The sequence below is a fragment of the Pseudomonas sp. LBUM1678 genome, from assembly GCF_059695575.1.
On sequence record NZ_CP166775.1, the window covers coordinates 6,623,723 to 6,648,710 of the forward strand.

24 protein-coding genes and 1 pseudogene are annotated in these 24,988 nt (G+C 59.9%); 15 read left to right on the top strand and 10 right to left on the bottom strand.

Annotated features, from left to right (window positions below; translation table 11 throughout):
• The first annotated feature begins 45 nt into the window (after nucleotides 1-45).
• Nucleotides 46-534: an Lrp/AsnC ligand binding domain-containing protein gene (locus ACA070_RS30230; RefSeq protein WP_010465173.1), complete on the top strand. Its 489-nt coding sequence runs from the start codon at nucleotides 46-48 to the stop codon at nucleotides 532-534.
• Between the two features lie 140 nt (nucleotides 535-674).
• Here the strand turns inward: ACA070_RS30230 and ACA070_RS30235 are convergent, their stop codons facing one another.
• On the bottom strand, nucleotides 675-1,028 hold the full coding sequence (locus ACA070_RS30235) for a YkgJ family cysteine cluster protein (protein WP_497449451.1): 354 nt from the start codon (nucleotides 1,026-1,028) through the stop codon (nucleotides 675-677).
• Nucleotides 1,029-1,175: 147 nt separating this feature from the next.
• On the opposite strand from ACA070_RS30235, the gene ACA070_RS30240 reads away from it, so the two are divergent.
• Nucleotides 1,176-2,468: an NAD(P)/FAD-dependent oxidoreductase gene (locus ACA070_RS30240; RefSeq protein WP_497449452.1), complete on the top strand. Its 1,293-nt coding sequence runs from the start codon at nucleotides 1,176-1,178 to the stop codon at nucleotides 2,466-2,468.
• Nucleotides 2,469-2,603: 135 nt separating this feature from the next.
• Here ACA070_RS30240 and ACA070_RS30245 read toward each other — a convergent pair whose 3' ends face one another.
• Entirely contained in the window at nucleotides 2,604-2,849 is a 246-nt protein-coding gene (locus tag ACA070_RS30245) for a DUF1127 domain-containing protein (RefSeq protein WP_497449453.1), read from the bottom strand.
• 179 nt (nucleotides 2,850-3,028) lie between these two features.
• Between ACA070_RS30245 and ACA070_RS30250 the strand changes: the two genes are divergently transcribed.
• A complete protein-coding gene (locus ACA070_RS30250) occupies nucleotides 3,029-4,462 on the top strand; it encodes an aminotransferase-like domain-containing protein (RefSeq protein WP_497449454.1) in 1,434 nt (477 codons plus the stop codon).
• Between the two features lie 60 nt (nucleotides 4,463-4,522).
• The gene (locus tag ACA070_RS30255; RefSeq protein ID WP_497449455.1) at nucleotides 4,523-6,091 is read left to right on the top strand and encodes a phospholipase D family protein; all 1,569 of its coding nucleotides are present in this window, start codon (nucleotides 4,523-4,525) and stop codon (nucleotides 6,089-6,091) included.
• A gap of 151 nt (nucleotides 6,092-6,242) precedes the next feature.
• Here the strand turns inward: ACA070_RS30255 and ACA070_RS30260 are convergent, their stop codons facing one another.
• Together ACA070_RS30260 and ACA070_RS30265 are read right to left on the bottom strand one after the other, a co-directional pair.
• The gene (locus ACA070_RS30260; RefSeq protein WP_497449456.1) at nucleotides 6,243-7,385 is read right to left on the bottom strand and encodes an MFS transporter; all 1,143 of its coding nucleotides are present in this window, start codon (nucleotides 7,383-7,385) and stop codon (nucleotides 6,243-6,245) included.
• A 270-nt stretch (nucleotides 7,386-7,655) separates the two neighbouring features.
• A complete protein-coding gene (locus ACA070_RS30265) occupies nucleotides 7,656-9,149 on the bottom strand; it encodes an aldehyde dehydrogenase (protein WP_497449457.1) in 1,494 nt (497 codons plus the stop codon).
• A 238-nt stretch (nucleotides 9,150-9,387) separates the two neighbouring features.
• On the opposite strand from ACA070_RS30265, the gene ACA070_RS30270 reads away from it, so the two are divergent.
• Entirely contained in the window at nucleotides 9,388-9,750 is a 363-nt protein-coding gene (locus tag ACA070_RS30270; RefSeq protein WP_497449458.1) for a cupin domain-containing protein, read from the top strand.
• A 120-nt stretch (nucleotides 9,751-9,870) separates the two neighbouring features.
• On the opposite strand, the gene rpmG is transcribed toward ACA070_RS30270, so the two are convergent.
• Together rpmG and rpmB are read right to left on the bottom strand one after the other, a co-directional pair.
• Complete coding sequence (gene rpmG / locus ACA070_RS30275) at nucleotides 9,871-10,026, bottom strand: 50S ribosomal protein L33 (RefSeq protein ID WP_007894709.1); 156 nt, start codon at nucleotides 10,024-10,026, stop codon at nucleotides 9,871-9,873.
• Nucleotides 10,027-10,037: 11 nt separating this feature from the next.
• A complete protein-coding gene (gene rpmB, locus ACA070_RS30280) occupies nucleotides 10,038-10,271 on the bottom strand; it encodes a 50S ribosomal protein L28 (RefSeq protein ID WP_007894701.1) in 234 nt (77 codons plus the stop codon).
• Between the two features lie 445 nt (nucleotides 10,272-10,716).
• On the opposite strand from rpmB, the gene ACA070_RS30285 reads away from it, so the two are divergent.
• Entirely contained in the window at nucleotides 10,717-12,303 is a 1,587-nt protein-coding gene (locus ACA070_RS30285; protein ID WP_497449459.1) for an ABC transporter substrate-binding protein, read from the top strand.
• Between the two features lie 137 nt (nucleotides 12,304-12,440).
• Here the strand turns inward: ACA070_RS30285 and radC are convergent, their stop codons facing one another.
• Nucleotides 12,441-13,115, bottom strand: coding sequence for a RadC family protein (gene radC, locus ACA070_RS30290; protein WP_497449460.1), 675 nt, complete (start codon nucleotides 13,113-13,115; stop codon nucleotides 12,441-12,443).
• A gap of 137 nt (nucleotides 13,116-13,252) precedes the next feature.
• Between radC and coaBC the strand changes: the two genes are divergently transcribed.
• The 4 genes and pseudogenes from coaBC to argB all read left to right on the top strand — a co-directional run bounded on the left by coaBC (nucleotide 13,253) and on the right by argB (nucleotide 17,606).
• Nucleotides 13,253-14,461 carry a bifunctional phosphopantothenoylcysteine decarboxylase/phosphopantothenate--cysteine ligase CoaBC gene (gene coaBC / locus ACA070_RS30295; RefSeq protein ID WP_497449461.1) on the top strand — a complete coding sequence of 403 codons (1,209 nt, stop codon included), beginning with the start codon at nucleotides 13,253-13,255 and terminating at the stop codon, nucleotides 14,459-14,461.
• 5 nt (nucleotides 14,462-14,466) lie between these two features.
• Complete coding sequence (gene dut / locus ACA070_RS30300; protein WP_462029242.1) at nucleotides 14,467-14,922, top strand: dUTP diphosphatase; 456 nt, start codon at nucleotides 14,467-14,469, stop codon at nucleotides 14,920-14,922.
• A 335-nt stretch (nucleotides 14,923-15,257) separates the two neighbouring features.
• Nucleotides 15,258-16,661 (top strand): annotated as a pseudogene (locus ACA070_RS30305) (phosphomannomutase/phosphoglucomutase); the annotation flags it as partial.
• 39 nt (nucleotides 16,662-16,700) lie between these two features.
• On the top strand, nucleotides 16,701-17,606 hold the full coding sequence (argB, locus tag ACA070_RS30310; protein ID WP_008007602.1) for an acetylglutamate kinase: 906 nt from the start codon (nucleotides 16,701-16,703) through the stop codon (nucleotides 17,604-17,606).
• Between the two features lie 202 nt (nucleotides 17,607-17,808).
• Here the strand turns inward: argB and pyrE are convergent, their stop codons facing one another.
• A complete protein-coding gene (gene pyrE, locus ACA070_RS30315) occupies nucleotides 17,809-18,453 on the bottom strand; it encodes an orotate phosphoribosyltransferase (RefSeq protein WP_497449462.1) in 645 nt (214 codons plus the stop codon).
• Between the two features lie 82 nt (nucleotides 18,454-18,535).
• Between pyrE and crc the strand changes: the two genes are divergently transcribed.
• A complete protein-coding gene (gene crc, locus ACA070_RS30320; RefSeq protein ID WP_007934608.1) occupies nucleotides 18,536-19,315 on the top strand; it encodes a catabolite repression control protein Crc in 780 nt (259 codons plus the stop codon).
• A 172-nt stretch (nucleotides 19,316-19,487) separates the two neighbouring features.
• Here the strand turns inward: crc and ACA070_RS30325 are convergent, their stop codons facing one another.
• Nucleotides 19,488-19,856 carry a DUF4870 domain-containing protein gene (locus ACA070_RS30325; RefSeq protein ID WP_462029244.1) on the bottom strand — a complete coding sequence of 123 codons (369 nt, stop codon included), beginning with the start codon at nucleotides 19,854-19,856 and terminating at the stop codon, nucleotides 19,488-19,490.
• A gap of 27 nt (nucleotides 19,857-19,883) precedes the next feature.
• Nucleotides 19,884-20,606, bottom strand: a complete 723-nt coding sequence (gene rph / locus ACA070_RS30330) for a ribonuclease PH (protein ID WP_010465211.1) — start codon at nucleotides 20,604-20,606, stop codon at nucleotides 19,884-19,886.
• 280 nt (nucleotides 20,607-20,886) lie between these two features.
• Here rph and ACA070_RS30335 point away from each other — a divergent pair, with 280 nt between their 5' ends.
• From ACA070_RS30335 to spoT, 4 genes are all read left to right on the top strand, one after another.
• The gene (locus ACA070_RS30335) at nucleotides 20,887-21,750 is read left to right on the top strand and encodes a YicC/YloC family endoribonuclease (RefSeq protein WP_008150145.1); all 864 of its coding nucleotides are present in this window, start codon (nucleotides 20,887-20,889) and stop codon (nucleotides 21,748-21,750) included.
• A gap of 12 nt (nucleotides 21,751-21,762) precedes the next feature.
• On the top strand, nucleotides 21,763-22,383 hold the full coding sequence (gene gmk / locus ACA070_RS30340) for a guanylate kinase (RefSeq protein ID WP_497449463.1): 621 nt from the start codon (nucleotides 21,763-21,765) through the stop codon (nucleotides 22,381-22,383).
• Between the two features lie 167 nt (nucleotides 22,384-22,550).
• On the top strand, nucleotides 22,551-22,814 hold the full coding sequence (gene rpoZ / locus ACA070_RS30345) for a DNA-directed RNA polymerase subunit omega (RefSeq protein ID WP_007894670.1): 264 nt from the start codon (nucleotides 22,551-22,553) through the stop codon (nucleotides 22,812-22,814).
• Between the two features lie 57 nt (nucleotides 22,815-22,871).
• A complete protein-coding gene (gene spoT / locus ACA070_RS30350; RefSeq protein WP_403099825.1) occupies nucleotides 22,872-24,977 on the top strand; it encodes a bifunctional GTP diphosphokinase/guanosine-3',5'-bis pyrophosphate 3'-pyrophosphohydrolase in 2,106 nt (701 codons plus the stop codon).
• Nucleotides 24,978-24,988 lie beyond the last annotated feature (11 nt).

Below are 24,988 nucleotides of genomic sequence, written 5' to 3' on the forward strand. Positions count from 1 at the left end.
GCGAGAATTCTCGGCAAAAACCCTTTTCACGGAGGCGCATCCCCTATGCGTACCAACACTCAAACCAAACGTGAGCTGGACAAGATCGACCGCAATATCCTGCGGATCCTGCAAGCGGACGGACGCATCTCTTTCACCGAGCTGGGGGAAAAGGTCGGGCTCTCGACCACGCCGTGTACCGAGCGGGTCCGGCGGCTGGAGCGCGAAGGGATCATCATGGGCTACAACGCCCGGCTCAATCCGCAGCACCTCAAGGGTAGTCTCCTGGTCTTTGTCGAGATCAGCCTCGACTACAAATCCGGCGATACTTTCGAAGAGTTCCGACGTGCGGTGCTGAAGCTGCCTCACGTGCTGGAGTGCCATTTGGTGTCAGGGGATTTCGACTATTTGGTGAAGGCGCGGATTTCCGAGATGGCTTCGTACCGCAAATTGCTGGGCGACATTTTGCTCAAGCTGCCGCATGTGCGCGAATCCAAGAGCTATATCGTGATGGAAGAGGTGAAAGAGAGTTTGTGCCTGCCGATTCCGGATTGAGACTTTGTGGTGTCTATTCATGCCCCATCGCTAGCAGGCTAGCTCCCACAGTTGATCTTCAGCGGACACACATTCTGTGCACGACACAGATCCAGTGTGGGAGCTAGCCTGCTAGCGATTACAGGCGACTCGGTCTTCCCTCAGACGAGGACCTGCCGGGTAGAAGCCATGTACTCATGAATCTGCTTCTCAACCCGCGGATGAATCAGCTCCACCGGCCCCCGCCCATTCGGGCATGGCAAGGTCTTGGTGGTACCAAACAATCGGCAAATCAGCGGCCGCTCGTCATATACCGTGCAGCCATTGGGTCCCAGGTGCACGCAGTTGAGCTCATCCATCGCCGCATCCTGTTCGGCCCGGGTCTTGCGCGGCAGGCGGGACATTTCTTCCGGCGAGGTGGTCACCGGCCCGCAGCAGTCATGGCAGCCGGTCACGCACTCGAACGAGGGAATCTGCTGGCGCAGCGTGCGAATTTTCTGGCTGTTGCAGCTCATCGAAGCGGTAACCAAAAGCGGAATAGACCGGGATTCTGACGTAAAAGCCGCGATCCAGACAGCATCAACCGACCAATGTTGCTCGCGCCGGAAGGTCCGGCTTATGCTCCGTCAAATTTTCCAGACACACGAATCAGGGACGCTCACATGAATGCCCGTGCTCAGCACACCGCCTCCTACTACGCCGCCAGCAGCCTGCCGCAGCCCGATCATCCGGTGTTGCAAGGCGAACTGGTGGCGGACGTGTGCGTGGTTGGCGGCGGATTTTCCGGGCTGAACACGGCGCTGGAACTGGCCGAGCGTGGATTCAGTGTGGTGCTGCTGGAAGCACACAAAATTGGCTGGGGCGCCAGCGGACGCAATGGCGGGCAATTGATTCGGGGCGTCGGCCACGGCCTCGATCAGTTCACCAGCGTGATCGGTGCGGACGGCGTGCGCCAGATGAAACTCATGGGCCTGGAAGCGGTAGAGATCGTGCGCCAGCGCGTCGAGCGTTTTCAGATCCCTTGTGACCTGACCTGGGGTTACTGCGACCTGGCGAACAAGCCCCGCGACCTCGAAGGCTTTGCCGAAGACGCCGAAGAGCTGCGCGGCCTCGGCTACCGCTACGAAACCCGGCTGCTGCAAGCCAATGAAATGCACACGGTGGTGGGTTCCGACCGTTACGTCGGTGGCCTGATCGACATGGGTTCGGGCCATCTTCACCCGCTTAACCTGGCCCTGGGCGAAGCTTCCGCCGCGCAGCAGTTGGGCGCGAAGCTGTTCGAACAATCGATGGTGACCCGCATCGATTACGGCCCCGAAGTAAAGGTCCATACCGCTCAAGGCTCGGTTCGCGCCAAGACGCTGGTGCTGGGATGCAATGCCTACCTCAACGAACTCAATCCGGAGCTCAGCGGCAAAGTGCTGCCCGCCGGCAGCTACATCATTGCCACCGAGCCATTGAGTGAAGAACTGGCGCACTCACTCCTGCCGCAGAACATGGCGGTCTGCGATCAACGGGTGGCCCTGGATTACTACCGACTCTCGGCGGATCGGCGCTTGCTGTTTGGCGGTGCCTGCCACTACTCAGGCCGCGATCCGAAGGACATCGGCGCGTACATGCGGCCGAAGATGCTGGAAGTGTTCCCGCAACTGGGTGGGGTGAACATCGACTATCAATGGGGCGGGATGATCGGTATCGGCGCCAACCGCCTGCCGCAGATCGGGCGACTCAAGGATCAGCCGAATGTGTATTACGCACAGGCGTATTCCGGGCATGGGGTGAATGCCACACATTTGGCGGGCAAGTTGCTGGCCGAGGCGATCAGTGGGCAGCAGGGCGGCGGGTTTGATTTGTTTGCCAAGGTGCCGCATATCACCTTCCCCGGCGGCAAGCATCTGCGCTCGCCGCTGTTGGCGTTGGGGATGTTGTGGCATCGGCTGAAAGAGTTGGTCTGAAAGATTTTCAAAGCCTATATTGACGCCTTCGCGGGCAAGCCTCGCTCCTACAGGTTATGCGTCGGTCGGAATATCAACACTAACCTGTAGGAGCGAGGTTTGCCCGCGAAGAGGCCAGCAAGACCGCCACAAAACTCAGATCCGCCAGAAGGGTTTAAGTCCCTCCTCCCGCGCTTGCTCCCGACTCAATCCGACATCCTTCAATTGCTGCGGCGTGAGCTCCAGCAACGCCTTGCGCGTGTGCAGGCGATGCCAGAACAGGCCCCAGCGACTCAGGCCGGACGGTGCGTTGCGCATGACCGCCTCGCGTGCACCGTTGATTTGCCCTGCCGCCAGCTCCTGACTGTGTATCGTCAGCCGCACATCACTCAAGCCGTTCATTTTGATTGCTCCTGTTTACTTGGGTAGCCAGAGCTTTCATGATGCGCGGACGGCGAAAAGCATTACAGATTCAAAGTATCTGTATTAACTCCATACAGATTTTCCAATTCAGCGTCTGAATCCTATAATTTCGCCCCATCTGTATTGGTTAACCGAATCACCCACACCGAGACTGCGCCATGACCCTTTACGTCAACCTCGCCGAATTGCTCGGCACGCGTATCGAACAGGGCTTCTATCGCCCCGGTGACCGGCTGCCCTCGGTGCGGGCATTGAGTGTCGAGCACGGGGTCAGCCTGAGCACGGTGCAGCAGGCCTATCGCGTGCTGGAAGACAGCGGGCTGGCGACTCCTAAACCCAAGTCCGGCTACTTCGTACCGGTGGGTCGCGAACTGCCGGAGCTGCCCGCCATTGGCCGCCCGGCCCAGCGACCGGTGGATATTTCGCAGTGGGATCAGGTGCTGGAATTGATCCGCGCCGTCCCGCGCAAGGATGTCGTGCAACTGGGTCGCGGCATGCCGGACATCACCACGCCGACCATGAAACCGCTGCTGCGCAGCCTGGCGCGGATCAGCCGTCGGCAGGACATGCCCGGCCTGTATTACGACAACATCTACGGCACCGTCGAACTGCGTGAACAGATCGCCCGCCTGATGCTTGATTCCGGTTGCCAATTGACGGCCCACGACCTGGTGGTGACCACCGGTTGCCACGAAGCGCTGTCCACCAGCATTCGCGCCATCTGCGATCCGGGGGATATTGTGGCGGTGGACTCGCCAAGCTTTCACGGCGCCATGCAAACCCTCAAGGGCCTGGGCATGAAAGCCCTGGAAATCCCTACCGACCCGATCACCGGGATCAGCCTCGATGCCCTCGAACTGGCCTTGGAGCAGTGGCCGATCAAGGCCATACAGTTGACGCCTAACTGCAACAACCCGCTGGGCTACATCATGCCGGAATCGCGCAAACGCGCGTTGTTGCTGCTCGCACAGCGTTTCGACGTGGCGATTATCGAAGACGATGTGTATGGCGAACTTTCCTACAGCTACCCGCGGCCACGCACGATCAAATCCTTCGACGAAGACGGCCGAGTCCTGCTGTGCAGCTCCTTTTCCAAGACCCTCGCGCCCGGTCTTCGCATCGGCTGGGTCGCGCCGGGACGGTATCTGGAGCGGGTGCTGCACATGAAATACATCAGCACCGGTTCCACCGCGCCACAACCGCAGATTGCGATTGCCGAATTCCTCAAGGCCGGACATTTCGAACCGCATTTGCGGCGGATGCGCACGCAGTACCAGCGCAATCGCGACCTGATGATCGACTGGGTCACACGCTACTTCCCCGCCGGCACCCGCGCCAGTCGCCCGCAAGGCAGCTTCATGTTGTGGGTTGAACTGCCGGACGGCTTCGACACCCTGAAACTGAATCGAGCCCTGCACGATCAGGGTGTACAGATTGCCGTCGGCAGCATCTTTTCCGCCTCGGGCAAGCACCGCAACTGCTTGCGGATGAACTACGCTGCCAAGCCAACAGCGCTGATTGAAGAGGCCGTGCGCAAGGTCGGCGCGGCGGCGATAAAACTGCTGGCGGAAGTGGATTACATCACTGACTGACCTTTCTCAGGAATCCAGCGTCCATATGACGACATTTGCCGCCAATCGGAACGATCCCACGTGAGAGTCAGACAGCCCCTGCTCGCTCTTCTGTTACTCGCCTCGTTCCTGGGCGGTTGCGCCAGCTTCGACGTTCAACGCGAACCGAGCCAGGCCCTGCCCGCCAGCGATTCGGCATTCGGCCGTTCAATTCAGGCCCAGGCCGCGCCCCATGAGGGCAAGTCCGGTTTTCGTTTGCTGTCCAACAGCAGCGAAGCCTTCATGGCCCGCGCCGAGCTGATCCGCAACGCCCAAAACAGCCTCGATTTGCAGTACTACATCGTGCATGACGGCATCAGCACGCGGATGCTGGTGGACGAGTTGCTCAGGGCCGCCGACCGCGGCGTGCGGGTCAGAATCCTGCTCGATGACACCACCAGCGATGGCCTGGACTGGATCATTGCGACCCTCGCCGCGCACCCGCAGATCCAGATTCGTCTGTTCAACCCGCTGCACCTGGGCCGCGCCACGGGCGTGACGCGCGCCATGGGCCGCTTGTTCAACCTGTCGCTGCAACACCGGCGCATGCACAACAAGCTGTGGCTGGCGGACAACAGCGCGGCCATCGTCGGCGGCCGCAACCTTGGAGACGAATACTTCGATGCCGAGCCCAACCTGAATTTCACCGACATCGACATGCTCGGCGTCGGACCAGTGGCCGAGCAGCTTGGCCACAGCTTCGACCAGTACTGGAACAGCGCGCTGAGCAAGCCGATCGACCAATTCCTGTCGAGCAGACCGACGCAAAAGGACCTGCAAAATACTCGCACGCGTCTGGGAGAATCGCTGGAAGAGACCCGCAAGCAGAATCACGCGCTGTATCAGCAGCTGATGACTTACACCACACACCCACGCATGGACATCTGGCGCCGGGAGCTGATCTGGGCCTGGAACCAGGCGTTGTGGGATGCACCGAGCAAAGTCTTGTCAGACGGCGAGCCTGACCCGCACTTGCTGCTGACCACGCAATTGGCACCCGAACTCAGGGGGGTCAGCAAAGAACTGATCATGATCTCTGCCTACTTCGTACCGGGGCAGCCGGGGCTGGTTTACCTCACCGGCCGGGCAGACGCCGGGGTCTCCGTCAGCCTGCTGACCAACTCGCTGGAAGCCACGGACGTGCCGGCAGTACACGGCGGTTACGCGCCTTATCGCCGGGCGCTGCTGGAACATGGCGTGAAGCTGTACGAATTGCGCCGCCAACCTGGCGAAGGTGGCGGCAGCGGGCCGCATATTTTCTACAGCAAGTCCTACCGGGGTTCCGATTCCAGTTTGCACAGCAAGGCGATGATCTTCGACCGGCAGAAATCCTTCATCGGCTCGTTCAACTTCGACCCGCGCTCGGTGCTGTGGAACACCGAAGTCGGTGTGTTGGTGGACAGCCCCGAACTCGCCGCGCATGTGCGCAAAGCGGCCATGGAGGGTATGGCACCGCCGCTGAGTTATCAGGTCAAACTGGAGAACGACCGGATCGTCTGGGAGACCGAAGACGACGGCAAAATGCACGTGCTGACCAAGGAACCGGGCAGCTTGTGGCGCCGGTTCAATTCCTGGTTCAGCACAGCGGTCGGCCTGGAGCGGATGTTGTGACGCCATAACGCAACCTGTAGCAGCTGGCGAAGCCTGCGTTCGGCTGCGCAGCAGTCGTAAACCCGACTGGCACGGTTTATCTGAAAGACCGAGCTGTCTGATTTTACGACTGCTGCGCAGCCGAACGCAGGCTTCGCCAGCTGCTACAAAATCATGCTGGCTGCACTGCCCCAAACGCGCCTTGGCGCCTCAACAGAATCACCAACCCGAACGCCCCCGCCGCCATCAGCAGCGGCAACGCATGCCCGCTGATCCACTGGCTGCCGGCACCGGCGGCCAAGGGTCCGATCAGACAACCAATGCCCCACAGCTGCGCAATATGCGCATTGGCTCGCACCAGCGCATCGTCGCGATACCGTTCGCCGATCAGGATCAGCGACAAGGTGAACAATCCCCCGGCGCTGGCGCCAAACAGCACCCACAACGGCCAGATCAGTAACGTGTCGATGAGCAACGGGATCGCCAGGCTCGAAAGCATCAGCACCACAGCGCAACCGATGAACAGCGTGCGTCGCGACAAGCGATCCGCCAATGCGCCAATCGGCAGTTGCAGCAAGGCATCACCCACCACCACGGTGCTGACCATCGCCAGCGCGATTTCCGTGGTGAAGCCCTGGCGCAGGCAATAAACCGGCAGCAAGGTCAGGATCATTGCTTCGAACGCGGCGAACAGCGCCACTCCCCAGGCAATCGCCGGCAGCCCCCGGCAGAAGCCCCACAAGTCGCTGAAGGTCACGCTGCAGGCTTCGCTGGTCGGTGCGCCGCTACGACCCAGCAGCAGAAACGGCGCCGCCGTGAGCAACCCGACGCCGACCCAGAAGCCGTAATCGTGTTCGGTGCCCACAACGCCCAGCAGCAACGGCCCGGCCAACTGACTCAGCGCATAGCTGCTGCCATACAGCGCCACCAATCGCCCGCGCCATTGCTCGACCACCAGCTGATTGATCCAGCTTTCACCGAGGATGAAGACCAGGGTCAGAATCACCCCGATCATCAGGCGCAATACCAGCCAGATCGGGTAACTCGGCAACAGCGCCAGCAAGCCGATGGACACCGCCCCGGCCCACAGGCACAGGCGCATCAGATTGGCCGTGCCAAGCCGCGAGGCCAGATGGCTGGAGATCTTCGCCCCCAGCAGCACGCCAATGGCCGGCATCGCGGCCATCACGCCGATAGCGAACGAGCCGTAGCCCCAGCTCTCCAGGCGAAACGACACCAGCGGCATGCTGACACCCAAGGCCAGGCCGACACTCAAGACAGACGCCAACACGGCGAAATACGTCGCCCAACGCATTTTCCACGCTCCTGTGGATATTTTTTGGCACCACACAAAACAATGTGGGAGCGAGCCTTGTGGCGAGGGGATTTAGCGAAACGTCGCACCGCCCCGTTGGGTCGCGCAGCGGCCCCAAAACCTGCAATAACGGAGTATCAGATACACCGCGTGCATGGGTTCTGCGACTGCTTCGCAGCCGAACGGGGATAAATCCCCTCACCACAAAGGCTTGCTCCCACAGGGATTTCTGTATTCGGGAGCCTGATTTGGCAGGCCCCCTTCACTGGCTTACAACTTGATCCAGGTCGCCTTCAGCTCGGTGTACTTGTCGAACGCGTGCAAAGACTTGTCGCGACCGTTGCCGGACTGCTTGAAGCCACCGAACGGGGCAGTCATGTCGCCGCCGTCGTACTGGTTGACCCACACGCTGCCGGCGCGCAGTGCTTTGGCGGTCAGGTGTGCCTTGGAGATGTCCTTGGTCCACACCGCAGCGGCCAGGCCGTAAGGGGTGTCGTTGGCAATCGCAACGGCTTCTTCGGCGGTGTCGAAAGTGATCACCGACAGCACTGGGCCAAAGATTTCTTCCTGAGCGATTTTCATCGCGTTGGTCACGCCGTCGAAAATTGTTGGTTCGACGTAAGTGCCACCGCTTTCCTGAAGCGTGCGCTTGCCGCCAGCCACCAGTTTGGCACCGTCAGCGTGGCCGGATTCGATGTAGGACAGCACGGTGTTCATCTGTTGGGTATCCACCAGAGCGCCGACGTTGGTCGCCGGGTCCAATGGGTTGCCCGGCTTCCAGGTTTTCAGCGCTTCGATCACCAGCGGCAGGAAAGTGTCTTTGATCGAACGCTCGACCAGCAGACGCGAGCCGGCGGTGCAGACTTCGCCCTGATTGAAGGCGATGGCACCGGCCGCCGCTTCAGCTGCAGCTTGCAGGTCCGGGGCATCGGCGAACACGATGTTCGGGCTCTTGCCGCCGGCTTCAAGCCAGACGCGCTTCATGTTCGATTCGCCGGAGTAGATCAGCAGTTGCTTGGCGATCTTGGTCGAGCCGGTGAACACCAAGGTGTCTACGTCGTTGTGCAGGGCCAAGGCCTTGCCGACGGTGTGACCGTAGCCCGGCAGCACGTTGAGCACGCCTTTCGGAATACCGGCTTCGACGGCCAACGCAGCGATGCGGATGGCGGTCAGCGGGGATTTTTCGGATGGCTTGAGGATCACCGAGTTACCGGTGGACAGCGCCGGGCCGAGTTTCCAGCAGGCCATCATCAACGGGAAGTTCCACGGCACGATTGCGCCGACAACGCCGACTGGCTCGCGGGTCACCAGACCCAGTTGGTCATGGGGGGTCGCGGCGACTTCGTCGTAAATCTTGTCGATGGCCTCACCGCTCCAGCTCAAGGCTTGCGCCGCACCGGGAACGTCGATGTACAGGGAATCGCTGATAGGCTTGCCCATGTCCAGGGTTTCAAGCAGAGCCAGCTCTTCGGCGTGCTGCTTCAGCAGGCCGGCAAAACGAATCATGGTGGCTTTGCGTTTGGTCGGTGCCAGGCGCGACCAGACACCCGAATTGAACGTAGCGCGGGCGTTTTCAACGGCACGTTGGGCGTCGGCGGCGTCACAGCTGGCAATCTTGCCCAGCAGACGGCCATCGACTGGGCTGATGCACTCGAAGGTCTCGGCGGAGACGGCATCGGTGTATTCACCATTGATGTAGGCGCGGCCTTCGATCTTCAGATCGCGAGCCCGCTGTTCCCAATCGGCACGAGTCAGGGTGGTCATTCGAGTGTCCTCCTCTTATTGAATACGAGCGCCCCGCGTTCTTCGCGGGCGTTCTCAGGAATTCTGCCTCGCCAGCCTGATTTTTCGGCCCAAGGCAACCGCCACCCTAAACCAGCGGCAGGTGAAGTTTCAATATATTTGACATAAGGCCGGCAAACGGCCTTGCGATGTTCATTTTAATAAACATAGACTTTGGGTCTTTTCAGCCATCGCGCCGCAATCACGGGGAATTACAACAATGAATATCCAGGATGTCGTCGACTTCAGCCTCGCCACTACCGAGCCCGAGCGCTACAAACCGGACCAGGCAAAAATCCTGAAGGGCGATCCCGAACAAGTGGTCTACAACCACTACAACAGCCCTTGCGGCCAGTTGAATGCGGGGGTTTGGGAAGGCGCAGTCGGCCAATGGCATGTGAACTTCACCGAGCATGAGTACTGCGAAATCATTCAGGGCGTTTCAGTGCTGCGCGACAACGACGGCAACGGCAAGACCCTGCGCGCGGGGGATCGCTTCGTGATCCCGGCCGGGTTCCGCGGCACCTGGGAGGTGCTGGAACCGTGCCGCAAAATCTATGTGGCGTTTGAACAGAAGGCCTGAAGATTTTTACTGTCTGGGCTTGCTCGCGAAGGGGCCCTGACAGGCAACGCATAATCCGCAGGCAACAAAAAAGGCCCGTATCTCGCGATACGGGCCTTTTTCGTAAGAGGGAAAAATCAATTACTTGATTTTGCCTTCTTTGTAGATCACGTGCTTGCGAACAACCGGATCAAATTTCTTGATCTCGATTTTGTCCGGAGTAGTACGCTTGTTCTTGTCGGTAGTGTAGAAGTGACCAGTACCGGCGCTCGAAATCAAACGAATCAATTCACGCATGATTAGCTCCCTTAGATCTTGCCGGCTTTGCGGATTTCGGCCAGCACGACAGTGATGCCGCGCTTGTCGATGATACGCATGCCTTTGGCAGATACGCGCAGACGCACGAAACGTTTCTCTTCTTCAACCCAGAAGCGGTGATGCTGCAGGTTCGGCAGGAAACGACGACGGGTTTTGTTGTTTGCGTGGGAAATGTTATTCCCAGTCACCGGACCCTTACCGGTAACTTGACATACTCTCGACATGCCTCAGCCCTCTAAAACCACATGCCCAACCCGGCATGGGTTGGCCGCTTAATCTCTCAGTCATTTGGCGCCAGGCGCCGCGTTTCTTTAGAGGTCTTACCGGCTACACCTACAGTGAAGGAACCGGGCCCCTAGAAAAGAGCGCTGCTTTATACCAGAAAGACTGAAGAGCAACAACATTCCGTGTGCACGGACTTTATAAAAACACCGTTTTTCGGGCTGCGAGCGCCTTGGATAAAGGCTGTCATGGATAGAGACCGCTCGTCGCAGAGAATCGGCCAACCGACCGATTCCGGGGTTTCCTCGGCCCGCATCACCGAAAACAAGCGCACATAGTCCCCTTAAAATGAAAAAGGGGATAGTCATTTGCAAAAGAGCCCACTAGGGTAAGCCTTTTCCAGACTGCACTTGCAGATGGGCCTTCGATCTGTAAAGGAATCCGACCATGCGCCTCGCTGCCCTACCGCTGCTGCTCGCCCCTCTTCTGCTGAGCCCATTAGCCCATGCTGCCGCGCTGAGCGTCTGCACCGAAGCAAGTCCCGAAGGGTTCGACGTGGTGCAATACAACTCGCTGACCACCACCAATGCCTCGGCCGACGTGCTGATGAACCGCCTGGTGGACTTCGATACCGCCAGCGGCAAAGTGGTCGCCAGCCTCGCGGACAGCTGGGAAGTCACGCCAGACGGTCTGACCTACGTCTTCAAATTGCACCCGCAGGTGAAGTTCCACCGCACCGAATACTTCAGCCCGACACGCGAGCTGACCGCCGAAGACGTGAAGTTCAGCTTCGACCGCATGCTCGACCCGGCAAACCCTTGGCACAAGGTCGCCCAGAGCGGCTTCCCGCACGCCCAGTCGATGCAGTTGCCGGCGCTGATCAAGAAGATCGACGCACTGGACCCGCTGACCGTGCGTTTCACCCTTGATCACCCGGACTCGACCTTCCTCGCGACGCTGAGCATGGGCTTCGCCTCGATCTATTCCGCCGAATACGCCGACAAACTGCTGAAGGCCGGCACGCCCGAGAAGCTCAACAGCCAGCCGATCGGCAGCGGCCCATTCGTCTTCACGCGCTTCCAGAAAGATGCCTCGATTCGCTACAAAGCCAACCCGGACTATTTCCGTGGCAAGCCATCGGTGGACCCGCTGATCTTCGCCATCACCCCGGATGCCAACGTGCGATTGCAGAAACTGCGCCGTAACGAGTGCCAGATCGCCCTGTCGCCCAAACCGCTGGACGTACAGGCCGCGCTGAAAGAGCCGACCCTGAAAGTCGAAAAGACTGACGCCTTCATGACCGCGTTCGTCGGCATCAACAGCCAGCACCCACCGCTGGACAAGCCTGAAGTGCGCCAGGCGATCAACCTCGCGTTCGACAAGGCCAACTACGTTAAAGCCGTGTTCGAAGACACCGCCGAGCCCGCCAACGGCCCGTACCCGCCGAACACCTGGAGCTACGCCAAAGGCTTGCCGGGCTACCCGCATGACGTCGAGAAGGCCAAGGCCTTAATGGCCAAGGCCGGGCTCAAGGACGGTTTCCAGACCACTATCTGGACCCGACCTTCCGGCAGTCTGCTTAACCCGAACCCAAGCCTCAGTGCGCAAATGCTACAATCCGACCTCGCGGAAATCGGCATCCAGGCTGAAATCCGGGTGATCGAATGGGGCGAACTGATTCGTCGCGCCAAGGCCGGTGAGCACGACCTGCTGTTCATGGGCTGGGCCGGCGACAACGGCGACCCGGACAACTTCCTCACCCCGCAGTTTTCCTGCGCCGCGGTCAAATCCGGCACCAACTTCGCCCGTTACTGCAACCAGGAACTGGACAAGCTGATCAGCGCCGGCAAGACCACCGGCGAGCAAGGGGTGCGCACCAAGCTTTACGAGCAGGCCCAGGCGCAGATCCAGCAGCAGGCGCTGTGGCTGCCGCTGGCTCATCCGACTGCTTTCGCGCTGACGCGTAAAGACGTCGAGGGTTATTCGGTCAGCCCGTTCGGCCGCCAGGATTACTCGAAGGTCAACCTCAAGTGATCAGCGTCACCACAAAACCTGTGGGAGCGAGCCTGCTCGCGATGACGTCGTATCAGTCACCCTATTCAGTGGCTGAAAGGACGCTATCGCGAGCAGGCTCGCTCCCACAGGGACTCACTTGGCTCCGAATGCCCCGCTCACATCCACCCATACTCAGCCATCGACAGCGGATCGCCGTCGCCGACGATGAAATGGTCGAGCACCCGCACATCAACCAGGTCCAGTGCCTCTTGCAGGCGCTTGGTCAGCATTCGATCCGCCTGACTGGGATCGGGATTGCCCGACGGGTGGTTATGGCAGAGGATCAATGCGGCGGCGTTGTGGGCCAATGCGCGCTTGACCACCTGCCGCGGATACACGCTGGTGTTGTCGATGGAGCCGCGAAACAGCACTTCAAACGCCAGCACCCGGTGCTTGGAATCCAGAAACAGGCAGCCGAATACCTCGTGCGGCTCGTGACGCAGCATCGACTTGAGATAGTCGCGCACCGCCAGCGGGCTCTCCATCACCGAATCACGCCGTAACCGTTCTGCCAGATGCCGCCGGGCCATTTCCAGCACCGCCTGCAACTGCGCAAACTTTGCCGGCCCAAGCCCGAGTTCACCGCTGAAGGTCCGGAGGTCGGCCTCAAGCAACGTGCGCAGGCTGCCAAATTGCTGCAACAGGTGTCGCGCCAGATCCACCGCGCTTTTGCCGGATACCCCGGTTCGTAGAAAGATGGCCAGTAACTCGGCATCCGAAAGACTCGCCGAGCCCTGCTCCAATAACTTCTCCCGCGGCCGCTCCGCCGCCGGCCAATCGCGAATGCTCATAGCACCTCCATGTGTGTTTGGGCGCCGCTGTTCCATAGCGGTCGCTGTGATATCGTAGCCCATCTTTTTTGCGAGCGATTTCACTCCTGGGGAGGGGGTATCGCCACGCAGTCATCAACGAAATGAAAGGCAGACCTATGCAGCGGCTGTATCGGAAACGCATCGTTCTGGGCGTCGGCGGCGGTATTGCTGCCTACAAGAGCGCCGACCTGGTTCGCCGCCTGATCGACCAAGGCGCTGAAGTGCGCGTGGTCATGACCCGTGGCGGCAGCGAGTTCATCACACCGCTGACCATGCAAGCCTTGTCCGGCCACCCGGTTCATCTGGACCTGCTGGACCCGGCGGCTGAAGCTGCCATGGGCCACATCGAGCTCGCCAAGTGGGCTGACATGGTGCTGATCGCCCCGGCGACTGCGGACCTGATCGCCCGTCTGGCCCAAGGCATTGCCGACGACCTGCTGACCACGCTGGTGCTGGCCACCGACGCGGTGGTCGCCGTTGCCCCGGCGATGAACCAGGCCATGTGGCGCGACCCGGCGACCCAGGCCAACCTGCAAACCCTCGCAAACCGCGACATCAAAGCCTTCGGCCCTGCCTCCGGCAGCCAGGCCTGCGGGGACGTCGGCCTGGGCCGCATGCTCGAAGCCGTCGAACTCGCCCAATGCGCGGCGGACTGCTTCGAGCGCCAGGCGCTGACCGGCAAACACGTGCTGATCACCGCTGGCCCGACCCAGGAAAACATCGACCCGGTGCGCTACATCACCAACCACAGCTCCGGGAAAATGGGTTTTGCCCTGGCCGAAGCGGCGGTAGAAGCCGGCGCCCGCGTGACGCTGATCACCGGCCCGGTGCATCTGCCAACGCCAGATCGCGTTACCCGCATCGACGTGGTCAGCGCCCGCGACATGCTCGCGGCCTGCGAAGCCGCGATTCCCTGCGACCTGTTTATCGCCTCGGCAGCGGTTGCGGATTACCGCCCGGAAGTCGTCGCCCCACAGAAACTCAAGAAAGATCCCACGAACGGCGACGGCTTGTTGCTACAGATGGTGCGTAACCCGGACATCCTGGCCACCATCGCCACGCGCCCCGACCGTCCGTTCAGTGTCGGTTTCGCCGCTGAAACCGAACACCTGCTCGATTACGCTGCGCGCAAGTTGAAAGACAAGAACCTCGATTTGATCGTCGCCAACGACGTTGCGAACCCGAGCATTGGCTTCAACAGCGAAGAAAACGCCTGCAGCGTGATCGACCGCCAGCTACACGCCACACTTTTCGCCCAGACCAGCAAGAGCAAAATCGCTCGCCAGCTGATCACTTTTATCGCCGAACGTCTGAACCAGGTTTAATTTACATGCACGCTTTGCAAGCCAAGATCCTCGACCCCCGCATCGGTACCGACTTCCCGCTGCCGCAGTACGCCACGCCAGGCTCCGCCGGCCTCGACCTGCGCGCCATGCTGGAAAAAGACACCGTGATCAAGCCGGGTGAAACCGTGCTGATCCCTACCGGCCTGTCCGTCTACATTGGCGATCCAGGCCTGGCGGCGCTGATCCTGCCGCGCTCCGGCCTGGGCCATAAACACGGCATCGTGCTGGGCAATCTGGTCGGTTTGATCGACTCCGATTACCAGGGTCCGCTGATGGTTTCGTGCTGGAACCGTGGCCAAACTGATTTCAACATGGTGGTCGGTGAGCGTCTGGCGCAGCTGGTCCTGGTGCCGGTGGTTCAAGCGCACTTCGAAATGGTCGAAGAGTTCGTTGAAACCGAGCGCGGCGCCGGCGGCTTTGGGCATTCCGGCAGCCATTGATCCGATAAAGAACCCTGTGGCGAGGGAGCTTGTCGAATCGTCGCACCGTCCCGCTGGGCTGCGAAGCGGCCCAAAGATTTTGTGGGCGCTGCGCACCCAAGCGGGAGCAAGCTCCCTCGCCACAGGTACGGGGCCTGCTGAAATTTGCATAAAGCTCATCTGGAAGTTTTACCGCCGAAAATCAAGGCATTGACCGGTCATTACCCCGCAAACGCAGGTGGCATGGCCTTTACACACCACGAACTCTCAGTGGAAATCGCCGTCATACCCTTCAGTTTGCGCCTGCCGGCGAGTTCTTCGCAGACAGGTCCAGCCACCTTCGAGATGGAGCATTTCCAGTAATGAGCAGCCCAGCCCAAGTCGCACCCAAGTTCCCCGACAGCATCTTCCGCGCCTATGACATTCGCGGCACCGTCCCGGAATTCCTGAACGCTGAGACCGCTTATTGGCTCGGTCGCGCCATCGGTGCCCAGAGCCTGGCCCAGGACGAACCGAACGTTTCCGTTGGCCGCGACGGTCGACTCTCCGGCCCGGAACTGGTCGAGCAATTGATCAAGGGCCTGGCCGACAGCGGTTGCCACGTCAGCGACGTCGGCCTGGTGCCAACACCGGCGCTGTACTACGCCGCCAACGTACTGGCCGGCAAATCCGGCGTCATGCTGACCGGCAGCCATAACCCGTCGAATTACAACGGTTTCAAAATCGTCATCGCTGGCGACACCCTGGCCAACGAACAGATCCAGGCCCTGCACGACCGCCTCAAGACCAACAACCTGAGCAGCGGCAAGGGCAGCGTCACCCAGGTCGAGATCCTCGACCGCTACAACACCGAAATCGTCCAGGACATCAAACTGGCTCGTCGCCTGAAAGTCGTGGTCGACTGCGGTAACGGCGCGGCCGGCGTGATCGCCCCGCAATTGATCGAAGCTCTGAACTGCGAGGTCATCCCGCTGTTCTGCGACGTCGACGGCAACTTCCCGAACCACCACCCGGATCCGGGCAAGCCTGAAAACCTCGTCGACCTGATCGCCAAGGTCAAGGAAACCAACGCTGACCTCGGCCTGGCCTTCGACGGTGACGGCGACCGCGTCGGCGTGGTGACGAACACCGGCAGCATCGTTTACCCCGACCGTTTGCTGATGCTGTTCGCCCGTGACGTGCTGGCGCGCAACGCTAACGCGGAAATCATCTTCGACGTCAAATGCACCCGTCGCCTGACGCCGCTGATCAAGGAATACGGCGGTCGACCGCTAATGTGGAAGACCGGTCATTCGTTGATCAAAAAGAAAATGAAACAAACCGGCGCCCTGTTGGCCGGCGAAATGAGCGGGCACATCTTCTTCAAGGAGCGCTGGTTCGGTTTTGACGACGGCATTTACAGCGCTGCTCGCCTGCTGGAGATCCTCAGCAAGGAAAAATCCACCGCGGAAGAGCTGTTTGCGACCTTCCCGAACGATATTTCTACGCCGGAAATCAATATCCATGTGACCGAAGAGAGCAAATTCAGCATCATTGATGCATTGCACGACGCGAAGTGGGGCGAAGGCGCCGACCTGACCACCATTGACGGCGTGCGAGTCGACTACGCCAAAGGCTGGGGCCTGGTGCGCGCGTCCAACACCACACCGGTGCTGGTGCTGCGCTTCGAGGCTGATGACGAGGCGGAATTGCAGCGCATCAAGGACGTTTTCAAAGTCCAGTTGAAGCGTGTTGCACCTGATCTCCAACTACCGTTTTGATTTATTGAAGCGCCTTTTATCGAAGTGCCGGAGCCCTGAATGACCCTCGAACGCGAAGCCGCCGCCAACACCGCCAAGGTCCTGTCCGAAGCGTTGCCTTACATTCGCCGCTATGTCGGCAAGACGCTGGTGATCAAATACGGCGGCAACGCGATGGAAAGCGAGGAGCTGAAAACCGGCTTCGCCCGCGACATCGTGCTGATGAAAGCTGTCGGCATCAACCCGGTGGTGGTACACGGCGGCGGCCCGCAAATCGGCGACCTGCTCAAGCGTCTGTCGATCGAAAGCCACTTCATCGATGGCATGCGCGTGACTGACGCGCAAACTATGGACGTGGTGGAAATGGTCCTCGGCGGCCAGGTCAACAAGGACATCGTCAACCTGATCAACCGTCATGGCGGCAGCGCCATCGGCCTGACCGGTAAAGATGCCGAGCTGATTCGTGCGAAGAAACTTACCGTGACCCGTCAGACGCCGGAGATGACCCAACCGGAAATCATCGACATCGGCCAGGTCGGTGAAGTGGTCGGCATCAACACCGACCTGCTGAACCTGCTGGTCAAAGGCGACTTCATCCCGGTGATCGCGCCGATCGGCGTCGGCGCCAACGGCGAGTCGTACAACATCAACGCTGACCTGGTGGCCGGCAAAGTGGCTGAAGCACTGAAAGCTGAAAAGCTGATGCTGCTGACCAACATCGCCGGCCTGATGGATAAGTCGGGCACTGTCCTCACCGGCCTGACCACCCAGCAAGTCGACGATCTGATCGCTGACGGCACCATCTACGGCGGCATGCTGCCGAAGATCCGTTGCGCGCTGGAAGCGGTTCAGGGCGGCGTCGGCAGTTCGTTGATCATCGATGGTCGGGTTCCGAATGCGATTCTGCTTGAGATCTTCACCGATACGGGTGTGGGTACTTTAATCAGTAATCGCAAGCGTCACTAAGCAGAACAGACAAAAAGACCCCGCTCAGCCAAGCTGAGCGGGGTCTTTTTTGCCTGCGATCCCTGTGACAATCTAACTTTTGTGGCGAGGGAGCTTGCTCCCGCTTGAGTGCGCAGCACTCACAAAATCCTTGGGTCTGCTACGCAGCCCAGCGGGAGCAAGCTCCCTCGCCACACAAGCCCGATACCACAGGGATATGTGGTCAGACGCCGAATTGGGCCCGATAGGCTTCAACCGCCGGCAAATGCTGCTTGAGCTGCAGATCATCCGCCAGGAACTCCAGCACCTGGTTCAACGAAACAATGCTGATTACCGGAATACCGAAGTCACGCTCCACTTCCTGGATTGCCGACAACTCGCCGTTGCCACGTTCCTGTCGGTTCAGGGCAATCAGCACGCCCGCTGCCTTGGCGCCGTCCTGGGAAGCGATGATCTGCATCACTTCGCGGATAGCGGTGCCGGCGGTGATCACGTCGTCGATGATCAGCACATCGCCGGTCAACGGCGCGCCAACGAGACTGCCGCCTTCGCCGTGGGCCTTAGCCTCTTTGCGGTTGAAGCACCATGGCAGGTCACGGTCGTGATGTTCGGCCAGGGCCACTGCAGTGGTCGCCGCCAAAGGGATGCCTTTGTACGCAGGGCCAAACAGTACGTCGAACGAAATACCGCTCTCGACGATGGCTGCCGCGTAGAAACGCCCCAGCTGCGCAAGGGCCGAACCCGAGTTAAACAGGCCGGCATTGAAGAAGTAAGGACTGGTGCGCCCGGACTTCAGGGTGAACTCGCCGAAGCGCAAAACGCCGCGATCAATGGCAAAACGAATGAAATCGCGCTGATACGTTTGCATGAAAAAAACCCCAAATACCACGGATTTAGCTAATTAGGTTGACGCCGTGTATCATACACGCACGCGATTTTTGGGGCCATTTATGCGGATCATCAGTGTGAACGTCAATGGTATTCAGGCTGCAGTGGAGCGAGGTTTGCTCAGTTGGCTGCAAGCACAGAATGCCGACGTCATCTGCCTGCAGGACACCCGCGCCTCCGCCTTTGAACTGGACGATCCAGCCTTCCAACTGGATGGCTACTTCCTTTATGCCTGCGAAGCCGAAGTTCCCGCCCAGGGTGGCGTGGCTTTGTATTCGCGGTTGCAACCGAAGGCAGTCATCAGCGGTCTCGGCTTCGAGACGGCCGACCGCTACGGGCGCTACCTGCAAGCCGATTTCGACAAGGTCAGCATCGCGACCTTGCTGCTCCCTTCGGGGCAGAACGGCGATGAAGACTTGAACCAGAAGTTCAAGCTAATGGACGACTTCGCCCGTTATCTGGATAAACAGCGACGCAAACGTCGCGAGTACATTTACTGTGGCTCGCTGTACGTGGCGCAACAGAAGCTGGATATCAAGAACTGGCGCGACAGCCAGCAATCCCCGGGTTTCCTGGCACCTGAACGTGCCTGGATGGACGAGATTGTCGGCAACATGGGCTATGTCGATGCCCTGCGTGAAGTCAGCCGTGAGGGCGACCAGTACAGCTGGTGGCCGGACAACGAACAGGCAGAAATGCTCAACCTCGGTTGGCGTTTCGACTACCAGTTGCTGACCCCTGGCCTGCGCCGTTTTGTTCGCAGCGCACGCCTGCCACGCCAGCCACGGTTCTCGCAGCACGCACCGCTGATCGTGGACTACGACTGGACGCTGACCATCTAATAAGCGTTTTTTCGCAGACACAAAAAAGCCGACATCGCTGTCGGCTTTTTTGTGCAATGTCTCGACACCTGTAGGAGCGAGGCTTGCCCGCGAAGAACGATAACGCGGTTTTCCTGACGGACCGAGGCACCTAAATTCGCGGGCAAGCCTCGCTCCTACAGGAATTCGGTGATTATTTGATCAACCGCCAGGTGAACGGATACCGATAAGGCACCCCTTCATTGGCTTTGACGCCGGCAATGATCGTCAACACCAGCGCACCAATCGCCACCAGACCAAACATGAAGAACCCGATGATCACCACCATCAGCAGGAAGCAGATGGCAGAAGCAATGGCGACGGTGATCTGAAAGTTCAGCGCCTCCTTGCCCTGGGCATCCACAAACGGGTCCATCTCGCGCTTCATCTGCCAGAGGATCAGCGGGCCGATCAGCGTACCGAACGGAATCCAGATCCCCAGCAAGGCGGATAAGTGACAAAACATTGCCCACTGCCGAACGTCTTTGCTCGGGATGGGAAGTAGCTGCTGCTCGTCACTCATGGTGTCCTCCTTGCGTGGAACATCCGATCAGTCGGCCAGTGCGGCCTTTTGCAGTTCGAAGATCTCGGTCATGCCTTTCTTCGCCAGCTCCAGCATAGCGTTCAGCTCTTCCGGCTGGAACGGTGCGCCTTCAGCAGTGCCCTGGACTTCAATGAAGCCGCCAGTGCTAGTCATTACCACGTTCAGGTCAGTCTCGGCAGCCGAGTCTTCCAGGTAGTCGAGGTCGAGCACAGGCTCGCCCTGGTACATGCCCACCGAAACGGCAGCGATCATTTGCTTGAGCGGGTCGCCGCCTTTCAGGCCGCCGCGCTTCTTGATCACTTTCAAGGCATCGACCAGTGCAACCATGGCGCCGGTGATGGACGCGGTGCGGGTGCCACCGTCAGCCTGGATCACGTCGCAGTCGACGTACAGGGTGACGTCGCCCAGCTTGGACATGTCCAGCGAAGCACGCAGGGAACGACCGATCAGACGCTGGATTTCCAGGGTGCGACCGCCTTGTTTGCCACGGCTCGCTTCACGCTGGTTACGCTCGCCGGTGGCGCGCGGCAGCATGCCGTATTCGGCGGTCAACCAGCCCTGGCCCTGACCCTTCAGGAAGCGTGGCACGCCGTTCTCGACGCTGACCGTGCAGATGACTTTGGTATCACCGAACTCGACCAGTACAGATCCCTCGGCGTGTTTGGTGTAGTTGCGGGTAATGCGGATCGAGCGGAGCTGATCGGCAGCGCGACCACTTGGACGTTTCATAGGGAATACCTGTACGGGGGACGGAAAACTGCCGAGCATTATAGAGCCGCGCGCCAAGACTGGGCACTTCTAAAAAATCCGCCCGACGATTGAAAGCGCTGACTAGAGCTTAGAACAGCGCTTTACCGACGGCCTGCAGCCCTTTGTCACACCGTGTGTTTGGGCGCATCCGCCCCACTGCGCTACAATCCTGCGCCTTTGCTGCCTGTCGGCTTTAATTCACAGATATCGGGTCTCGCGAAACCTTTGGTAACGCAAACCTGAATTGCGAGGTACCTCCATGGTGCACAGCATGACCGCCTTCGCCCGCGTCGAGAAAGCCGGCGCCCAAGGCACCCTGAGCTGGGAATTGCGCTCGGTCAACAGCCGCTACCTGGAACCCCACCTGCGCCTGCCGGAGTCGTTTCGCGACCTCGAAGGTGCTGTCCGCGAAGCGCTGCGCCAGGGCATCTCCCGGGGCAAGCTCGAATGCACCCTGCGCTTCACCGAAGAAAACACCGACAAACCCCTGCAAGTGGACCGCGAGCGCGCCGCGCAATTGGTCGCTGCCGCCGAGACCATCGCCGGCCTGATCAAGAATCCGGCTGCGCTGAACCCGCTTGAGGTGTTGGCCTGGCCCGGTGTTTTGGTCGGCGACGCCACAGATCCGCAAGCCCTGAATGCCGAAGCACTGGCGCTGTTCAATGAAGGCCTGAAAGAACTCAAGGCCGGCCGCGAGCGCGAAGGCGCGGAGCTGGCCCGGTTGATCAATGATCGCCTGACCTCCATTGAAGAAGACGTGGTGACCCTGCGTGAACTGGTCCCGCAGATGCTTGCCACTCAGCGCCAGAAAGTCCTCGACCGCTTTGCCGACATGAAAGCCGAGATGGACCCGCAGCGGCTGGAGCAGGAAATGGTCATGCTCGCGCAAAAAAGCGACGTCGCCGAAGAACTGGATCGCCTGAGCACTCACATCATTGAAGTTCGCCGGGTGCTCAAATCCGGTGGCGCTGCCGGTCGGCGCCTGGACTTCCTGATGCAGGAACTCAACCGCGAAGCCAACACACTGGGCTCCAAAGCCTTCGACCCGCGCAGCACCCAGGCTGCGGTCAACCTCAAAGTGTTGATCGAGCAGATGCGCGAACAAGTGCAGAATATTGAGTAAGGCAAACCCGACATGACCCACAGCACCGGCACCCTGTACATCATTTCCGCCCCTTCGGGCGCGGGCAAGAGCAGTCTGGTCAAGGCCTTGACCGACGCTGATCAGGAGATCCGCGTCTCTGTCTCCCACACCACCCGCGCCATGCGCCCCGGTGAAGTGAACGGCGTGAACTACAACTTCGTGTCGCGCGAAGAGTTCGTGAAGATGATCGAACACGGGGATTTCCTCGAGCGCGCCGAAGTGTTCGGCAACCTCTACGGCACTTCGCAAAGCCACCTGCAGCAGACCTTGGACGAAGGCCACGACCTGATTCTGGAAATCGACTGGCAAGGCGCCGAGCAAGTGCGCAAATTGATGCCCCAGGCCCGCTCGATCTTCATTCTGCCGCCATCGCTGCAAGCCTTGCACCAGCGCCTGAACAATCGCGGCCAGGACAGTGACGAGGTCATTGAAGGCCGGATGCGCGAAGCAGTCAGCGAAATGAGCCACTACGTCGACTACGACTACCTGATCATCAACGACGATTTCGCCCACGCCCTGAAGGATATACAGGCGATTTTCCGTGCCAATCAGCTGCATCAGAAGCGTCAGCAGCAGCGTAACGGAAAACTTTTGGCTGAATTGCTCGGCTAAACAGCCCTTCCCAAAACCGCTGCAAGGGCTTTACATTGGCACTTGCAGCGCGTTGAAGGGCTTGGTCAAAAAATCAGCGCTTCCCTAATCGCTGGTGTTTTTTTAAACTGTTGAGTCCGCTCGCCCACCCGGGCAGCGCGCATATTGCATTCGCTCCGAGGAATACCATGGCCCGCGTAACCGTTGAAGACTGCCTGAACCACGTGGAAAACCGTTTTGAACTGGTCATGCTGTCCACCAAGCGTGCCCGTCAACTGGCCACCGGCGGCAAAGAGCCACTGGTTCAGTGGGAAAACGACAAGCCTACCGTTGTAGCCTTGCGTGAAATCGCTGAAGGCCTGATGAGCTACGAGTTCATCGCCAATGCTGAAATCGTCGAAGACGAACCGCTGTTCGCAGCGTTCGAGGACGAGTCCAACGAGGCCGTCTAAGCCTATGCCTGGTCGACGTAGCACGGCGCGGGGTCACAGCGAACGGCAGGAGTTATCATGCCGAGCATAGACGCCCTCGCCGATCGCTTATCGACCTACCTCGGCAAGGACCAGGTCAACCTGGTCCGCCGAGCGTACTTCTACGCCGAACAAGCCCACGACGGCCAACGCCGCCGCAGCGGTGAGGCGTACGTCACGCATCCTCTTGCGGTGGCGAATATTCTTGCCGACATGCACATGGACCATCAGAGCCTGATGGCTGCGATGCTGCATGACGTGATCGAAGACACCGGTATCGCCAAGGAAGCGCTGCAAGCGCAGTTCGGCGAAACCGTGGCTGAACTGGTCGACGGGGTCAGCAAACTGACCCAGATGAACTTCGAGACCAAAGCCGAAGCCCAGGCCGAAAACTTCCAGAAAATGGCCATGGCCATGGCGCGCGACATTCGCGTGATCCTGGTGAAACTGGCCGACCGCCTGCACAACATGCGCACGCTGGAAGTCCTGTCCGGTGAAAAACGCCGGCGGATCGCCAAGGAAACCCTGGAAATCTATGCGCCCATCGCCAACCGGCTGGGCATGCACGCCATTCGCATAGAATTCGAAGACCTCGGCTTCAAAGCCATGCACCCGATGCGTTCCGCGCGGATCAACCAGGCGGTCAAACGCGCCCGGGGCAACCGCAAGGAAATCGTCAACAAGATCGAAGAATCCCTCAGCCACTGCCTGGCCATCGATGGCATCCAGGGCGAGGTCAGCGGTCGCCAGAAACACCTCTACGGCATCTACAAGAAAATGCGCGGCAAGCGTCGGGCCTTCAACGAGATCATGGACGTCTATGCGTTCCGGATCATCGTCGACAAGGTCGATACCTGCTACCGCGTGCTAGGTGCTGTGCATAATTTGTACAAACCGTTGCCGGGTCGCTTCAAGGATTACATCGCGATCCCCAAGGCCAACGGCTACCAGTCGCTGCACACCACGCTGTTCGGCATGCACGGTGTTCCGATCGAGATCCAGATCCGCACCCGTGAAATGGAAGAGATGGCCAACAATGGCATCGCTGCCCATTGGCTGTACAAATCCAGCGGTGACGAACAGCCAAAAGGCACTCACGCCCGTGCCCGTCAGTGGGTCAAAGGCGTGCTGGAAATGCAGCAACGGGCCGGCAATTCGTTGGAATTCATCGAGAGCGTGAAGATCGACCTGTTCCCGGACGAGGTCTACGTGTTCACGCCCAAAGGCCGGATCATGGAGCTGCCCAAGGGCTCCACAGCGGTCGACTTCGCTTACGCGGTACACACCGACGTGGGCAACAGTTGCATCGCCTGCCGGATCAATCGTCGTCTCGCACCGCTGTCCGAACCGCTGCAAAGCGGCTCCACGGTCGAGATCGTCAGCGCTCCCGGCGCGCGGCCAAACCCGGCGTGGCTCAACTTCGTAGTCACCGGCAAGGCGCGGACCCACATCCGCCACGCGCTGAAACTGCAGCGCCGTTCCGAATCCATCAGCCTCGGCGAACGACTGCTGAACAAAGTGCTCAACGGTTTCGACAGCTCGCTGGAAAAAGTAGCGGCCGACCGCGTCAAGGCGATGCTGGCCGAATACCGTCTCGAACTGATCGAAGACTTGCTGGAAGACATCGGCCTGGGCAATCGCATGGCCTACGTGGTCGCACGACGCCTGCTCGGCGAAGGCGAACAGTTGCCAAGTCCGGAAGGCCCACTGGCGATTCGCGGCACCGAAGGCCTGGTGCTCAGCTACGCCAAGTGCTGCACACCGATCCCGGGCGACCCGATTGTCGGTCACTTGTCTGCCGGCAAAGGCATGGTGGTGCACCTGGACAACTGCCGCAACATCAGCGAAATCCGCCACAACCCGGAAAAATGCATCCAGCTCTCGTGGGCCAAGGATGTCACCGGCGAATTCAACGTCGAGCTGCGCGTCGAGCTGGAACACCAGCGTGGCCTGATCGCCCTGCTGGCCAGCAGCGTCAACGCGGCCGACGGCAATATCGAAAAAATCAGCATGGATGAACGCGATGGTCGCATCAGCGTGGTCCAACTGGTGGTCAGCGTGCACGACCGCGTGCATCTGGCCCGCGTGATCAAGAAACTACGCGCACTGACCGGGGTGATTCGCATCACCCGCATGCGTGCCTAAGCCACCTATTA

Bases quoted from the DNA above. Each gene is read 5' to 3' on its own strand.
- ACA070_RS30230 (WP_010465173.1), top strand. From the start codon at position 46: ATGCGTACCAACACTCAAACCAAACGTGAGCTGGACAAGATCGACCGC.
- ACA070_RS30235 (WP_497449451.1), bottom strand. From the start codon at position 1,028: ATGAGCTGCAACAGCCAGAAAATTCGCACGCTGCGCCAGCAGATTCCC.
- ACA070_RS30240 (WP_497449452.1), top strand. From the start codon at position 1,176: ATGAATGCCCGTGCTCAGCACACCGCCTCCTACTACGCCGCCAGCAGC.
- ACA070_RS30245 (WP_497449453.1), bottom strand. From the start codon at position 2,849: ATGAACGGCTTGAGTGATGTGCGGCTGACGATACACAGTCAGGAGCTG.
- ACA070_RS30250 (WP_497449454.1), top strand. From the start codon at position 3,029: ATGACCCTTTACGTCAACCTCGCCGAATTGCTCGGCACGCGTATCGAA.
- ACA070_RS30260 (WP_497449456.1), bottom strand. From the start codon at position 7,385: ATGCGTTGGGCGACGTATTTCGCCGTGTTGGCGTCTGTCTTGAGTGTC.
- ACA070_RS30265 (WP_497449457.1), bottom strand. From the start codon at position 9,149: ATGACCACCCTGACTCGTGCCGATTGGGAACAGCGGGCTCGCGATCTG.
- ACA070_RS30270 (WP_497449458.1), top strand. From the start codon at position 9,388: ATGAATATCCAGGATGTCGTCGACTTCAGCCTCGCCACTACCGAGCCC.
- rpmG (WP_007894709.1), bottom strand. From the start codon at position 10,026: ATGCGTGAATTGATTCGTTTGATTTCGAGCGCCGGTACTGGTCACTTC.
- rpmB (WP_007894701.1), bottom strand. From the start codon at position 10,271: ATGTCGAGAGTATGTCAAGTTACCGGTAAGGGTCCGGTGACTGGGAAT.
- ACA070_RS30285 (WP_497449459.1), top strand. From the start codon at position 10,717: ATGCGCCTCGCTGCCCTACCGCTGCTGCTCGCCCCTCTTCTGCTGAGC.
- radC (WP_497449460.1), bottom strand. From the start codon at position 13,115: ATGAGCATTCGCGATTGGCCGGCGGCGGAGCGGCCGCGGGAGAAGTTA.
- coaBC (WP_497449461.1), top strand. From the start codon at position 13,253: ATGCAGCGGCTGTATCGGAAACGCATCGTTCTGGGCGTCGGCGGCGGT.
- dut (WP_462029242.1), top strand. From the start codon at position 14,467: ATGCACGCTTTGCAAGCCAAGATCCTCGACCCCCGCATCGGTACCGAC.
- argB (WP_008007602.1), top strand. From the start codon at position 16,701: ATGACCCTCGAACGCGAAGCCGCCGCCAACACCGCCAAGGTCCTGTCC.
- pyrE (WP_497449462.1), bottom strand. From the start codon at position 18,453: ATGCAAACGTATCAGCGCGATTTCATTCGTTTTGCCATTGATCGCGGC.
- crc (WP_007934608.1), top strand. From the start codon at position 18,536: ATGCGGATCATCAGTGTGAACGTCAATGGTATTCAGGCTGCAGTGGAG.
- ACA070_RS30325 (WP_462029244.1), bottom strand. From the start codon at position 19,856: ATGAGTGACGAGCAGCAGCTACTTCCCATCCCGAGCAAAGACGTTCGG.
- rph (WP_010465211.1), bottom strand. From the start codon at position 20,606: ATGAAACGTCCAAGTGGTCGCGCTGCCGATCAGCTCCGCTCGATCCGC.
- ACA070_RS30335 (WP_008150145.1), top strand. From the start codon at position 20,887: ATGGTGCACAGCATGACCGCCTTCGCCCGCGTCGAGAAAGCCGGCGCC.
- gmk (WP_497449463.1), top strand. From the start codon at position 21,763: ATGACCCACAGCACCGGCACCCTGTACATCATTTCCGCCCCTTCGGGC.
- rpoZ (WP_007894670.1), top strand. From the start codon at position 22,551: ATGGCCCGCGTAACCGTTGAAGACTGCCTGAACCACGTGGAAAACCGT.
- spoT (WP_403099825.1), top strand. From the start codon at position 22,872: ATGCCGAGCATAGACGCCCTCGCCGATCGCTTATCGACCTACCTCGGC.